General features: G+C 67.8%; 11 protein-coding genes and 1 riboswitch. Of the genes, 6 read left to right on the top strand and 5 right to left on the bottom strand.

Annotated elements, in window-relative coordinates; genetic code table 11:
- Positions 1-8: 8 nt before the first annotated feature.
- Positions 9-1,280 carry a phosphoribosylamine--glycine ligase gene (purD, locus tag AC2ITM_RS13125; protein WP_486467080.1) on the bottom strand — a complete coding sequence of 424 codons (1,272 nt, stop codon included), beginning with the start codon at positions 1,278-1,280 and terminating at the stop codon, positions 9-11.
- A gap of 207 nt (positions 1,281-1,487) precedes the next feature.
- Between purD and xseA the strand changes: the two genes are divergently transcribed.
- Positions 1,488-3,077, top strand: coding sequence for an exodeoxyribonuclease VII large subunit (gene xseA / locus AC2ITM_RS13120; protein WP_486467079.1), 1,590 nt, complete (start codon positions 1,488-1,490; stop codon positions 3,075-3,077).
- On the opposite strand, the gene AC2ITM_RS13115 is transcribed toward xseA, so the two are convergent.
- Both AC2ITM_RS13115 and AC2ITM_RS13110 read right to left on the bottom strand, forming a co-directional pair.
- Positions 3,074-3,517 carry a hypothetical protein gene (locus AC2ITM_RS13115; RefSeq protein WP_486467078.1) on the bottom strand — a complete coding sequence of 148 codons (444 nt, stop codon included), beginning with the start codon at positions 3,515-3,517 and terminating at the stop codon, positions 3,074-3,076. The two genes, xseA and AC2ITM_RS13115, sit on opposite strands and share 4 nt — an antisense overlap.
- Positions 3,518-3,554: 37 nt before the next feature.
- On the bottom strand, positions 3,555-4,592 hold the full coding sequence (locus tag AC2ITM_RS13110) for an alkane 1-monooxygenase (RefSeq protein ID WP_486467077.1): 1,038 nt from the start codon (positions 4,590-4,592) through the stop codon (positions 3,555-3,557).
- 130 nt (positions 4,593-4,722) lie between these two features.
- Here AC2ITM_RS13110 and ftsY point away from each other — a divergent pair, with 130 nt between their 5' ends.
- From ftsY to scpC, 4 genes are all read left to right on the top strand, one after another.
- Positions 4,723-5,931 carry a signal recognition particle-docking protein FtsY gene (gene ftsY / locus AC2ITM_RS13105; RefSeq protein ID WP_486467076.1) on the top strand — a complete coding sequence of 403 codons (1,209 nt, stop codon included), beginning with the start codon at positions 4,723-4,725 and terminating at the stop codon, positions 5,929-5,931.
- A gap of 281 nt (positions 5,932-6,212) precedes the next feature.
- Complete coding sequence (locus tag AC2ITM_RS13100; protein WP_486467075.1) at positions 6,213-7,118, top strand: EamA family transporter; 906 nt, start codon at positions 6,213-6,215, stop codon at positions 7,116-7,118.
- Positions 7,115-7,762 (top strand): inner membrane-spanning protein YciB, encoded by a 648-nt coding sequence (locus AC2ITM_RS13095; protein WP_486467074.1) that lies wholly within the window; start codon positions 7,115-7,117, stop codon positions 7,760-7,762. The genes AC2ITM_RS13100 and AC2ITM_RS13095 overlap by 4 nt, the downstream gene beginning before the upstream one ends.
- Positions 7,763-7,946: 184 nt before the next feature.
- Positions 7,947-9,458 (top strand): succinyl-CoA:acetate CoA-transferase ScpC, encoded by a 1,512-nt coding sequence (scpC, locus tag AC2ITM_RS13090; RefSeq protein ID WP_486467073.1) that lies wholly within the window; start codon positions 7,947-7,949, stop codon positions 9,456-9,458.
- A gap of 105 nt (positions 9,459-9,563) precedes the next feature.
- Here scpC and AC2ITM_RS13085 read toward each other — a convergent pair whose 3' ends face one another.
- On the bottom strand, positions 9,564-10,583 hold the full coding sequence (locus AC2ITM_RS13085; protein WP_486467072.1) for an LLM class flavin-dependent oxidoreductase: 1,020 nt from the start codon (positions 10,581-10,583) through the stop codon (positions 9,564-9,566).
- 213 nt (positions 10,584-10,796) lie between these two features.
- Positions 10,797-11,501, bottom strand: a complete 705-nt coding sequence (locus AC2ITM_RS13080) for a glutathione S-transferase N-terminal domain-containing protein (protein ID WP_486467071.1) — start codon at positions 11,499-11,501, stop codon at positions 10,797-10,799.
- A 120-nt stretch (positions 11,502-11,621) separates the two neighbouring features.
- A riboswitch (SAM riboswitch) is annotated at positions 11,622-11,699 on the top strand.
- 67 nt (positions 11,700-11,766) lie between these two features.
- Here AC2ITM_RS13080 and metZ point away from each other — a divergent pair.
- Positions 11,767-12,951, top strand: a complete 1,185-nt coding sequence (gene metZ, locus AC2ITM_RS13075; protein ID WP_486467070.1) for an O-succinylhomoserine sulfhydrylase — start codon at positions 11,767-11,769, stop codon at positions 12,949-12,951.
- Positions 12,952-13,128: the final 177 nt, after the last annotated feature.

Here is a 13,128-nt window from a genome sequence, read left to right as displayed (position 1 = left end):
GCGGGCCGTCACCCGCGGCCCAGAACCCGCCAGCCGATGTCGCGACGCAGGAAGCCTTCGGGCCAGTCGATGCCGTCGGCCAGGGCATAGGCGCGGTCGCGGGCCTCCTGCAGGGTGGCGCCGCGCGCGGTCAGGTTCAGCACGCGACCACCGTTGGCCAGCACGCGTCCGCTATCGGCCTTCGTCCCGGCGTGGAAGCACATCTGCTGCGCGGTTTCCGGCAGGGTGTCGAGGCCGCGGATCTCGGTGCCCTTGGCATAGGCCCCGGGATAGCCCTCGGCGGCCATGACGACGGTGATCGCGTGATCATCGGCCCAGTTGACCTGGGCCTCGGCCAGGCGGCCTTCGGCTGCGGCCAGCAGCAGGTCCAGCGCCTGGGCGCCCAGCCGCAGCATCAGCACCTGGCATTCCGGATCGCCGAAGCGGCAGTTGTATTCCACCAGCCGCGCCTGGCCATCCTTGATCATGAAACCCGCGTACAGAACCCCCTGATAGGGCGTGCCGCGCTTCTTCATCTCCGCAAGCGTCGGCAGGATGATCTCCTGCATGGCGCGCTCGGCGATGGCATCCGACAGGACGGGGGCGGGGGAATAGGCCCCCATGCCGCCGGTGTTCGGGCCCTCGTCGCCCTCGTAGGCGCGCTTGTGGTCCTGGGCGGTGCCGATCGGCAGGGCGGTCTCGCCGTCGCAGAGGATGAAGTAGCTCGCCTCTTCGCCCTCCATGAACTCCTCGATCACCACCTCGGCGCCGGCCGCGCCGAATTCACCGCCGAACATGTCGTCGATGGCCGCCAGCGCGGTCTCGACATCCATCGCCACGATCACGCCCTTGCCGGCGGCCAGACCATCGGCCTTCACCACGATCGGCGCGCCCTGGGCCTCGATATAGGCCTTGGCCGCGGCCGCATCAGAGAACCGCGCATACCCGGCGGTCGGCGCCCCGGCGGCATCGCAGATCTCCTTGGTGAACCCTTTCGAGGCCTCCAGCCGCGCCGCCGCCTTCGACGGGCCAAAGCACGACACGCCCGCCTCGCGCAGCGCATCCGCCACGCCCGCCGCCAGCGGCGCCTCGGGGCCGATGATCACGAAGTCGATGGCGTTCTCCTCGACGAAGGCCACCACGGCCGCGCCGTCCTCGACATCCAGCGCCGCGCATTCCGCGATGGCGGCAATCCCGGCATTCCCCGGCGCGACGATCAGCTTGTCGCATTTCGGGTTCTGCTTTGCCGCCCAGGCCAGCGCGTGTTCGCGGCCACCGCCGCCGAGGATGAGAATGTTCATGCAGGGCCTCCTGAGGTTTGCGGCGGTTTACCCGCGCGCCGCCCTCGGGGCAAGCGGCGCCGCGCCCGTCCCCCTCCCTTTCATCTTTCCCCAAATATGTCGGGGGAGGCGCGCAGCGCCGGGGGCAGAGCCCCCGACCACGCCGCCCCTCTGGAGCCTCCGCCGCCGACCCGCTACACTTGGCCTGAACAACCAGGGAGCCAACCGTTGGATCTTTTCGAGGACACCCCGCCCGACAACGCCCCGAACGCCCCCGAATTCACCGTGTCCGAGCTCTCCGGCGCGCTCAAGCAGATGATCGAGGGCGCCTTCTCCCATGTCCGCATCCGTGGCGAGATCGGCCGTGTCTCCTTCCCGCGCTCAGGCCATGTCTACCTGGACCTGAAGGACGACCGCTCGGTGATCTCGGCGGTGATCTGGAAGGGCGTGGCCGCGCGCCTCGACACCGCCCCCGAAGAGGGGCTGGAGGTCGTCGCCACCGGCCGCCTGACGACCTTCCCCGGCCAGTCGAAATACCAGCTGGTGATCGAGGACATGGCCCCCGCCGGCATGGGCGCGCTGATGGCGATGCTGGAAAAGCGCCGCACCATGCTGCAGGCCGAGGGCCTCTTTGATCCCGCCCGCAAGAAGCCGCTGCCCTTCCTGCCGGGGGTCATTGGCGTCGTCACCTCGCCCTCGGGGGCGGTGATCCGCGACATCCTGCACCGGCTGCGCGACCGCTTTCCCCGCAAGGTGCTGATCTGGCCGGTGGCGGTGCAGGGCAAGAACTGCGCCCCCGAGGTCGCCCGTGGTATCGCGGGCTTCAACCGGCTAACCCCCGGCGGCGCGCTGCCCCGACCCGATCTGATCATCGTCGCCCGTGGCGGCGGCTCGCTCGAAGACCTCTGGGGCTTCAACGAGGAAATCGTGGTGCGCGCCGCGGCGGCCTCGCAGATCCCGCTGATCTCGGCGGTGGGGCATGAAACCGACACCACGCTGATCGACTATGCCTCGGACCGGCGCGCCCCCACGCCGACGGCGGCCGCCGAGCTGGCCGTGCCCGTGCGCAGCGAACTGATGGCCTGGACCGCCGAGCAGGGCGCCCGGCTGACCCGCGCCCAGTCTCAGGCGCTGGAGGCCCGCAAGCGCTTCCTGCGCGACCTGGCCCGCGCCCTGCCGCGCCCCGAAAGCCTGACCGAAACCCAGGCGCAGCGCCTGGATTACCTGGGTCAGCGGCTGGGCAGCGGGCTGACCGGGCTGGTGCAGCGGCGCAAGGTGGCGCTGTCGCAGGCGGGCGGCGCGCTGCGCCCCAGCGTGCTGACCGGGCGCCTGACGCGCGAGCGGCGCGCACTGGACGCGCTGTCGAACCGCCTGGCGCCCGCCCTGGCCCGCGCCGTGGCGCTCAAGCAGGACCGGTTGCAGACCCGCACCGAACGCCTGTCGCCCGCCCGCATCCAGGACCGGCTGACCCGCGGCCAGGCCGATTTCGACCGCCTGACCCGCACGCTGGTGCGCCTTGGCACGCAGGATCTGAAGACCCGCCGCGACCGGCTTGGGGCGCTGGAAAGACTTCGCTTTTCCATGGGTTACGAGGCGACGCTTGAACGCGGCTATGCGGTGGTGCGCGACGGCGCGGGCCATGTGCTGCGCAGCCGTGCCGCCGCCGAACAGGCCGAGGCGCTGGAGATCCAGTTCTCGGATGGCCGCCTGAGCCTTGGCGCGGGGACCGCCGGGACCGCCGCGACCCCGCCCGAGGATCCGCCCCGCAAGCCCCGCCGTCCGAAGGACGTGCCGCCCGATCAGGGATCGCTTTTCTAGACGCCGACCTTGGGTCCCTTGCAGACCATCGGCTGGTCCGTGCTCTGGATCTCGTAGAGCGGCGATTGCGGCTCGCCCGGGCCGCGGAACTCGGCGGCGATGCCGCCGGGGCCGCGGAAGAAGCTCCAGCATTGCGGCTCGGGGTGGGCGTCGTAGACGAAGCAGATGTTGCCCTGATCCTCGTACCAGCGGCCCTCCTGGCAGTCGCCGTCGAGGAAGGACCAGATGACGCGCCGGCCGGCAAAATATTCCTCGGCGCCGTAGGCCCGGCCACCGGCGCCGTAATAGAAGGTCTTGCCACGGGAATAGCTGTCGAAATCCTGCGCCGACATCTGCGGGCCGGGCATCTGCGGGGGGGCGTCCTGCGCGGCCAGCGGCAGGGCGCCGATGGGCAGCAGGGCCAGCAGCAGGGCGACAGGGAACGGGGCGGGGCGTTTCATTGCGCCAGTCTGGCAGAAGCCCTGCGGTGACGGAAGGTCAATCAGGTCCGGCGGGGGCCGGTGCGGCGCTCTTGCGCAGGGGGGCGGTGCGGCGGGCCTTCTGCCAGGCGGCAAGCGGCGGCGCCATGGTGCGCCGCCAGGGCCCCGGGAACAGCGCCAGCGCCGCCATCACCGGCAGGGAATGGGGCAGTACCGGCATGTCGGAGGTCAGCCGCAAGGCCGGATAGGGCTGGGTCGGGTGCAGATGATGGTCGGAATGGCGCGTCGCATTCAGCATCAGCGCACTGCTGGCGGCCTGCGGCGCGTTCCAGGAATGGGCGGGGCCGACGGGTTCGGGCGTGCCATCGGCGCCGGGGCGGCGGTCCAGCCCGTAATGCTGCACGTAATCCGACAGCAGGATCTGCATCTGCGCCAGCAGGCTCAGCCCCAGCCAGATCAGCAGCCCCGCCGGACCGGCCGTGGCCAGCGACAGGGCCGCCACCACCGCCGGGACAAGGGCATATTCCAGGTAGGGATGGCGCCAGGCCGGGCGGCGGGCCCGCGCCAGGTCACGGCTTTCGGCCTGCCAGCCGGCGCGGAAACTGCCGCGCCAGGCCCTGGGCGCATACCGCCAAAAGCTTTCGCCCGCCCGCGCGGTGTTCGGATCGGCGCGGGTCGCGACATGGCGGTGATGCACCTTCAGATGGGCGCTGGCGTGATGGCCGAACAGCAGGCTGGCATAGATCCAGCGCCCCAGCCGCCTGTGCCAGCGGGGGGCGGCATGGATCAGCTCATGCGCGCAAGGATGCGAGACGCGGCCGAAGAAGGCGGCCAGCGCCAGAAACCCGCCCAGGCCCCGGGGCAGGGCGCTCACCGCCACCGCCAGCAGCGCCAGATGCGCGATCCCCAGCAGCACCAGCAGCGCCGGGGCGCCACGGGCGGGCCCGGCATCGGTGGCGCGCGGCAGCAGCAGGTCCAGCACGGCGGTCAGCCCGATCAGCCAGCCGAGCGCCAGCCAGCCCCAGACCGGCCCCGACAGGCAGGCCATCAGCAGCAGCGGCACGGGGATCAGGGGGGCCAGGACGAATCGCAACATGGCCTGCATTCTGGCCCGGAACCGGTTACCGGACACGCTTCAAGACTTGCCGCCGGGTCGGAAATCTTCGGGGCCCTTCCATCGGCGGGTCTTTGCGATTACCTCTGCCGCAATCGCGAAGGGAGAAGGCATGGCCCTGTTTTCGAAACTGAAGGAACGTCTGTTCAAGTCCTCCAGCAAGCTGGAACAGGGGCTGGACGCCATCGTGGAGGACGGCGGCAGCCGCGACACCCCGGCCGAGCTGCCCGCTCCGGCCGCGCCCGAGCAGCCCGCGCCCGCCCCGCAGGAGGCGCCGCCGCCTGCCGATCCGATCCCCGCGCCGCCTCCCGCCCCGGAGATCCCCGCGCCCGCGCCCGAGCAGATCCCTGCGCCGCAACCCGCGCCCGTGCCGCAGCAGGCCCCGCAACCTGCGCCCCGGCCAGCGCCCCAGCCCGCGCCGGACAAGCCCGAGCAGGGCGGCTTCATGGGCCGTCTCTTCAAGCGCGAGGGCGCCCAGCCGGTGGTGCGCCGCGCCCTGGACGACGAGATGCTGGAACAGCTCGAAGAGCTGCTGATCACCTCGGACATGGGGGTGGACACGGCGCTGCGGGTGACATCGAACATGGCCGAGGGCCGCTATGGCCAACGCCTCTCGGTCGAGGAGATCAAGCGCCTGCTGTCGCAGGAGATCACCCGCATCATGGAGCCCGTCGCGCGCCCGATGCCGCTTTATCCGAAAAAGCCCCAGGTGGTGCTGGTGGTGGGTGTCAACGGCGCCGGCAAGACGACGACCATCGGCAAGCTGGCCTCGCAGTTCCGCGCCGCCGGCAAGAAGGTGATCATCGCCGCCGGGGATACCTTCCGCGCCGCTGCCGTCGAACAGCTGGAGATCTGGGGCAACCGCGCCGGTGTCCCGGTGATGAAGGCCGCGCAGGGCAGTGACCCGGCAAGCCTTGCCTTCGACGCCATGACCCGCGCCGAGGCCGAGGGCGCCGATCTGCTGCTGATCGACACCGCCGGGCGCCTGCAGAACCGCCAGGACCTGATGGAGGAGCTTGCCAAGATCGTCCGGGTGATCCGCAAGAAGGACCCCTCGGCGCCGCACAACACCCTGCTGGTGCTGGATGCGACCACGGGGCAGAACGCGCTGAACCAGGTCGAGACCTTCCAGAAGCTGGCCGATGTGTCGGGGCTGGTGATGACCAAGCTGGACGGCACGGCGCGCGGTGGCGTGCTGGTGGCGCTGGCCGACAAGTTCGGCCTGCCGATCCATGCCATCGGCGTGGGCGAGCAGATCGACGACCTGGCCCCCTTCGACCCCGAGGATTTCGCCCGCGCGCTGACCGGCCTGGAAGGCTGATCCGCGCCTGTCGCGCCATTCGGGGGCGGCCCGCCGGGGCTGCCCCTTTTTCATGGCCCGTCAAGCCCCGCAAAGGCGCCGGTGACGGGGGGATGACGGGGCGGGGCGTTCTTGCGCCGGGCGCGGTGGCCTGCAAAGACACGGGGGTATATTTCCCGGTCTGCGGGTGGCCCGCCTTGCCGGGGCCTGCCCGGCCTGACCCGATACCGACAGGATGCCTTCGCGATGCCCCTCTCTGCGCCCCTTGCCCGCCGATCGACCGCCCGTCCGGGGGGGCGGGCATGAGCAGCTGGATCGCCTCGGTCGAGGGCACCGCCACGGGCCATCATGCCGCCATGCTGCTGGCCCTGGGGGCGGCGCTGCTGCATGCGATCTTCGGATCGCTGCAGAAGGGGCGGCTGGATCCCTGGACATCGCGGGCGGTGATCGACATCTTCATCGTCGTGCTGGCGCTGCCGGTGGCGCTGTTCCTGGTGCCCTGGCCCGATACCAGCCTGCACTGGCTGCTGATCCTGGGCGCGATCCCGATCCACTTCGTCTACAAGGTCTTCATGGCCAGCGCCTATTCCCGGGGCGCCTATACCGTGGTCTACCCGGTGGTGCGCGGCACCGGCCCCGCCTTTACCGTGCTGGGCGCCTGGGTGATCTTCGGCGAGGCCTTCACGCCCCTGCAATGGCTGGGGGTCGCGGTGCTGCTGTCGGGGATCTTCGGGCTGGCGCTTTACAACTACCGCCACATCACCGTCGCGCGCGAGACGCTGGTCTCGGCCTTGTCATTCGCGGTGATGACGGGCTGCATGGTAGCCATCTACACGACCTATGATGCCTATTCGATCCGGGCGCTGCCCGATCCCTTCACCTTCCTTGCGTGGTTCTTCGTGCTGACCGGCCTTGATTTCCCGATCCTGCTGATGTTCCGCTGGAAGGGCGTGACGGTGCGGCCGAACCTGCGCGACCTGCTGCAGAACGGCCTGCTGGGGGCGGTGATCGCCTTCGGCTCGTTCGGTTTCGTGATGCTGGCGACGCGTCTCGACAAGGTGGGCGAGGCGGCCGTCCTGCGCGAGACCTCGACCGTTTTCGCGGCGGCCATCGGCTGGATCATCCTGCGCGAGGCCACAGGCCCCCGCCGGATCGCGCTGATGACGTTGATCGCGCTCGGTGCCGTGATAGTAGAACTGGGCGGATGACAAAGGAACGCGACGTGGCGCAAGCAAGAAAGATCAGCCCGGCGGTCAAGCTGGGCCTGGAACTGGGGCCGGTGGTGGCCTTCTTCGTGGCCTATCTGAAGCTGAAGGGGCAGACCTTCACCATCGGTGGCACCCAGTATGACGGGTTCATCCTGGTCACCGCCTGCTTCATTCCGCTGCTGCTGATCTGCACCGGCATCCTGTGGAAGCTGACCGGCAAGCTGTCGAAGATGCAGATCATGACCGCAGTGCTTGTGGTGGTCTTCGGGGGGCTCTCGGTCTGGCTGAACGATGATCGGTTCTTCAAGATGAAGCCGACGCTGATCTACCTTCTGTTTGGCGGCCTTTTGGGCATCGGGCTGATGCGCGGGGAAAGCTGGCTGAAGCTGGTGATGGAAGAGGCGCTGCCGATCCGTCACGAGGGCTGGATGATCCTGACCCGTCGCCTGTGCGCCTTCTTCCTGGCGCTGGCCGTCCTGAACGAGGTCATCTGGCGCACCCAGTCGACGGAAACCTGGGTCTATTTCAAGACCTTCGGCCTGACTGCGGCGATCTTCCTGTTCTTCATCACCCAGAACAAGGTGTTCCGCGACTACGGTATCGAAGAGGACAAGGACGCTGCCCAGGGGCCTGATGTCAACTGAGCTATGCACTGAGCGCATAGGCATCCGGGCGGGTACGTTCCGGACTGGTATCTTCGGGCCCATTCCTATCCAATCCTGCATGTGAAATTCCGGCAATCCGAGTCGCTGCGCTGCAGCGTCTGCCGTTCGTCAGCTGCATGGCGTCCGGCCCGGAGTCACCGGAATCTTTGGAGGATCGAGATTTATGACGACACGTATAGCCAATCAGAAGCTACGTGAACGTGTTATGTCCGCAGAGGACGCGGCTGCCCTGATTTCCAACGGGCAGACCATCGGCATGAGCGGTTTCACCGGGTCGGGCTATCCCAAGGCGGTGCCGCAGGCACTGGCCAAGCGCATCGAGGGCGAACATGCCCAGGGCAAGCCCTTCCGGGTCAAGATCTGGTCCGGTGCCTCGACGGGCCCGGAACTGGACGGCGCCCTGGCCAAGGCCGATGGCATCGAATTCCGTCTGCCCTACAACTCGGATCCGATCGCGCGGGCCAAGATCAACGCCGGCGAGATGGAATATTTCGACATGCACCTCAGCCAGGTCGCGCCGATGGCGTGGCAGGGCTTTCTGGGCAAGATGGACGTGGCCGTCGTCGAGATCTCGGGGATCACGGCGGATGGCAAGCTGATCCCCTCGGCCTCCGTCGGCAACAACAAGACCTGGCTGGAACTGGCGGACAAGGTCATCCTGGAAGTCAACTCCTGGCAGAGCGAATACCTGAACGGGATGCATGACATTTACTACGGGACCGCGCTGCCGCCGAACCGCGTGCCGATCCCGCTGATCCGTCCCGATGATCGCATCGGTCAGCTGCATTTCGACATCGACCCGGCGAAGATCATCGCCATCGTGGAAACCGATGCGCCCGACCGCAACGCGCCCTTCAGCCCGCCCGATGCGGTGGCCGAGGCGATTGCCGAGAACATCCTGGACTTCCTGGAATGGGAAGCCAAACGCGCCGGTCTGCCGAAGTCGCTGCTGCCGATCCAGTCGGGTGTGGGCAACGTGCCGAACGCCGTGATGGCCGGCCTGATCAAGGCCCCGTTCGAACAGATGACCGCCTTCACCGAGGTGATCCAGGACGGGATGCTCGACATGATCGAGGCGGGCACGCTGCGCATGGCCTCGGCCACGGCGTTTTCGCTGTCGTCGGACAAGGCCGAGTATTTCAATTCCAATGCCGCCTTCTTCCGCGACAAGCTGATCCTGCGCCCGCAGGAGATCTCGAACCACCCGGAGCTGGTGCGCCGGCTGGGCTGCATCGCGATGAACGGGCTGATCGAGGCGGATATCTTCGGCTCGGTGAACTCGACCAAGATCATGGGCTCGAAGGTGCAGAACGGCATCGGCGGCTCGGGCGATTTCGCGCGCAACGGCTATCTGTCGATCTTCGTGACGCCGTCGGTGGCGAAGGGCGGGGCGATTTCGGCGATCGTGCCGAAGGTGGCGCATGTCGACCACATTCCCCAGGACGTGCAGGTGATCGTGACCGAACAGGGTCTGGCGGATCTGCGCGGCCTGAGCCCGCGTCAGCGCGCCAATCTGATTATCGAGAAATGCGCCCATCCCGACTATCGCCCGGCGCTGCGCGACTACTACCAGCGGGCCCAGCAATCGTCCTTTGGCAAGCACGCCCCCGTGCTGCTGGACGAGGCGCTGAGCTGGCACCAGCGCTACGTGACCACCGGCACGATGCACGGCTGAGGCTGCGGGGGGCTCTGCCCCCGCGCCTTGCGGCGCCCCCCCGGAGTATTTCGGGTCAGATGATGAAGAACCCCGCGCAACGGAGAGGTTGCGCGGGGTTTCGCGTCAGCGCCAGCCGAGGGCGGGGGCGACGTGGGTCAGGATGCTTTCGAGGGCGTGGACGTTGTAGTCGACGCCGAGCGAGTTGGGGATCGTCAGCAGCAGGGTGTCGGCTTCGGCGATGGCCTCGTCCTGCTTCAGCTGGTCGATCAGGCGGTCGGGCGTGTCGGCATAGGAGCGGCCGAAGATCGAGCGCTGTTCGTCGATGAAGCCGACGCTGTCCTGTTCCTTGCCGCCGCGGCCGAAATACATCCGGTCGAGGTCATTGGTGATCGCGAAGATCGAGCGGCTGACCGAGACGCGGGGCTTGCGGCTGTGGCCGGCGGATTTCCAGGCCTCGCGGTAGGCGCGGATCTGGGCGGCCTGCTGGACGTGGAACGGCTCGCCCGTTTCGTCGTCCTTGAGGGTCGAGCTTTGCAGGTTCATGCCGAGATAGGCGGCCCATTCGGCGGTCTTGTTGGAGCCCGCGCCCCACCAGATGCGGTCCTTGAGGCCTTCGGAGAAGGGTTCGAGGCGCAGCTTGCCCGGCGGGTTCGGGAACATCGGACGGGGGTTGGGTTGCGCGAAGCCGTCGCCTTCGAGCATCTGCAGGAAGACCTGGGTGTGGCGGCGGGCCATGTCGGCGTCGGTTTCATCCTCGGCCGGCTGGTAGCCGAAGTATTTCCAGCCGTCGATCACCTGTTCGGGGCTGCCGCGCGAGATGCCGAGCTGCAGGCGCCCCTGGCTGATCAGGTCGGCGGCGCCGGCGTCCTCGGCCATGTAGAGGGGGTTCTCGTAGCGCATGTCGATGACGCCGGTGCCGATCTCGATCTTTTTCGTGCGGGCGCCGATGGCGGCGAGCAGCGGGAAGGGCGAGGCGTGCTGGCGGGCGAAGTGGTGGACGCGGAAATAGGCGCCGTTGATGCCGAGGTCCTCGGCGGCGACGGAAATGTCGATGGCCTGCAGCAGAGCGTCGCCCGCGGTGCGGGTGGCCGAGCCCTGCTGGGCGGACCAGTGGCCGAAAGACAGGAAGCCGATGCTTTTCATGTCATGTCTCCTTGCGGCGGGTCGGCGCGGTACCGCCGCGCCCGGACCCTTGCCGGTTGGAGCCTACCTAGTCATGCGGGGGGCTGTGCGGCAATGGGGAGGCACTGTTTGGCAGGGCGCAGGCGTTGTGCCCGGATGCAGAGTGGCGGGGAGGGGGCGCCGCCCGCCCCGCGCCTGACGGCGCTTCCCCCCGGGATATGTCCGGCCAGATGGTCAGCCCTTCTGGCCGAAGAGGACCTTCTGTTCCTCGGCGCTGCGGGTGGCGGCGCGCAGATCGGCATGCAGCGCCTTGCCGCGCTGGACGGCGGGGCGCTGACCCACAAGATCGAGCCAGCGGGCGAAATGCGGCTTGTCGGAGATGTCCTGCTGCTGGCCCTCCCACAGGCAGGCCCAGGGCCAGATCGCCATGTCGGCAATCGAGAAGAAATCGCCGGCCACGTATTCGCTCTGCGCCAGCTGGGTGTCGAGGACACGGTGCAGGCGGCCGACCTCGTTGCGGTAGCGGTCCTTGGCATAGGGCAGGTCCTGGGGCGGCTGCAGCGCGGGGGCGTATTTCAGGAAGTGATGCGCCTGTCCCGCCATCGGGCCAAGGCCGCCCATCTGCCACATCAGCCATTGGTCGACGGCGATGCGGGCGCGTTCGTCGGGGCCGCAGAAAAGGCCGGTCTTGCGCGCCAGGTACTGCAGGATCGCGCCGCTTTCGAAGATCGAGATCGGGGCGCCGTCGGGGCCGTCGGGGTCGGTGATCGCGGGCATCCGGTTGTTGGGCGAGATCTTGAGGAAGGCGGGGTCGAATTGTTCGCCCTTGCCGATGTTCACCAGCTTGACGGTGTAGGGCAGCCCCATTTCCTCCAATGCGATGGAGATTTTCCATCCGTTGGGTGTGGGCCAGTAGTAGAGCTCGATCGGGGCGGTCATGGGGTCCTCCTGTGGCTGGGATCATGATGGAGGATGGGGCCGCGGTTGCAAGGGGGACGCAGGCAGGGGCGGCCTTGCGGGCGGGGCATTTCCCTTGACCCGTGCCCTTGTGCGGGAGTAAGCCCCGGGCGTGGCGCTTTGTTACCGGATTGCGGGCCACGTTAAAGATTCCGCTAAAGAGGTCGAGGATAGGAAGCCCCTTTCGCTTGACCGCGTCTGGGGCTTTTTTGTTGGCCGCGATGCCGGCGGCCGGAAGGATGAGAGCATGACCAACGACTGGAAACCGCGCACGAAGCTGGTTCACGGCGGCATTCGCCGTTCGCAGTACAACGAGGTCGCCGAAGCGATCTTCATGACCCAGGGCTTCGTCTACGACACGGCCGAGCAAGCGCAGGCGCGCTTCAAGAAGACCGGCCCGGACGAATTCATCTATGCCCGCTACGGCAACCCCACCGTCGACATGTTCGAGCAGCGCCTGGCGATGCTGGAGGGGACCGAGGATGCCTTTGCCACCGCATCGGGCATGGCGGCGGTGAACGGGGCGCTGATGTGCATCGCGCAGGCCGGGGATCACATCGTGGCCGCCAAGGCGCTGTTCGGGTCCTGCCTCTATATCCTTGAGAAGGTGCTGGGCCGGATGGGCGTGGAAATCACGCTGGTCGATGGTCTGGACCTGGAACAGTGGAAGGTGGCGATCCGCCCCGATACCAAGGCAGTGTTCTTCGAGAGCACCTCGAACCCGACGCTTGAGGTCATTGATATCAAGGCCGTGGCCGAGCTGGCCCATGCGGTGGGTGCGCTGGTCATCGTCGACAACGTCTTCGCGACGCCGGTCTTCTCGCGCGCGACGGAACTGGGGGCGGATGTGATCGTCTATTCCGCCACCAAGCATATCGACGGTCAGGGCCGGGCCCTGGGCGGCGTGGTCATGGGCACCCGCGCGTTCATCCGCGAGACGCTGATGCCCTACCTCAAGCACACCGGCGCGGCGCTGTCGCCGTTCAACGCCTGGCTGATGCTGAAGGGCCTTGAAACGATGGACCTGCGGGTGCGCGCCCAGGCGGATGCGGCGCTGAAGGTGACCGAGGCGCTGGTCGGCCATCCCAAGCTGGACCGGGTGATCTTCCCCGGCCACCCCAGCCATGCCCAGTACGACCTGGTGCAGCGCCAGACCGGCGGCAAGGGCGGCACCGTGGTGGCGATCGACGTCAAGGGCGGGCGCGAGGCGGCGTTCCGGTTCCTCAATGCCTGCGAAGTGGGCGTGATCTCGAACAACCTGGGCGATGCCAAGACCATCCTGACCCACCCCGAGACCACCACCCACTCCAGCCTGACGGACGAACAGCGCGCCGATCTGGGGATCACCCCGGGGCTGATTCGAATCTCGGTCGGGCTGGAAGATTCCGACGATCTGATCGCCGACTTCCTTCAGGCATTGGAACAGGCCTGACAATTCGGTCCGATATTCGGAAAATATACATGAAAAAGTTGGCAACCTATCCCATTGGATAGGTTGCTGATCCGTAAGGGGGTCGTGCCACACCGCCCTTGTATGGTGGAAAATTCCGGCATTCAGACTATCTACAGCGCCTGGGCGCGCTGCGCGCGAAATTTCCTCAAGAGGGGG

The sequence above is a fragment of the Pseudooceanicola sp. NS-SX9 genome (assembly GCF_057380705.1).
The sequence above is the reverse complement of the archived record's forward strand: the minus strand, read 5'-3'. Positions and strand labels throughout refer to the sequence as shown.

Coding starts and splice junctions, on each gene's coding strand:
- AC2ITM_RS13080 (WP_486467071.1), bottom strand. CDS start 11,501: ATGACCGCCCCGATCGAGCTCTACTACTGGCCCACACCCAACGGATGG.
- AC2ITM_RS13085 (WP_486467072.1), bottom strand. CDS start 10,583: ATGAAAAGCATCGGCTTCCTGTCTTTCGGCCACTGGTCCGCCCAGCAG.
- AC2ITM_RS13115 (WP_486467078.1), bottom strand. CDS start 3,517: ATGAAACGCCCCGCCCCGTTCCCTGTCGCCCTGCTGCTGGCCCTGCTG.
- AC2ITM_RS13100 (WP_486467075.1), top strand. CDS start 6,213: ATGAGCAGCTGGATCGCCTCGGTCGAGGGCACCGCCACGGGCCATCAT.
- AC2ITM_RS13095 (WP_486467074.1), top strand. CDS start 7,115: ATGACAAAGGAACGCGACGTGGCGCAAGCAAGAAAGATCAGCCCGGCG.
- ftsY (WP_486467076.1), top strand. CDS start 4,723: ATGGCCCTGTTTTCGAAACTGAAGGAACGTCTGTTCAAGTCCTCCAGC.
- AC2ITM_RS13110 (WP_486467077.1), bottom strand. CDS start 4,592: ATGTTGCGATTCGTCCTGGCCCCCCTGATCCCCGTGCCGCTGCTGCTG.
- purD (WP_486467080.1), bottom strand. CDS start 1,280: ATGAACATTCTCATCCTCGGCGGCGGTGGCCGCGAACACGCGCTGGCC.
- metZ (WP_486467070.1), top strand. CDS start 11,767: ATGACCAACGACTGGAAACCGCGCACGAAGCTGGTTCACGGCGGCATT.
- scpC (WP_486467073.1), top strand. CDS start 7,947: ATGACGACACGTATAGCCAATCAGAAGCTACGTGAACGTGTTATGTCC.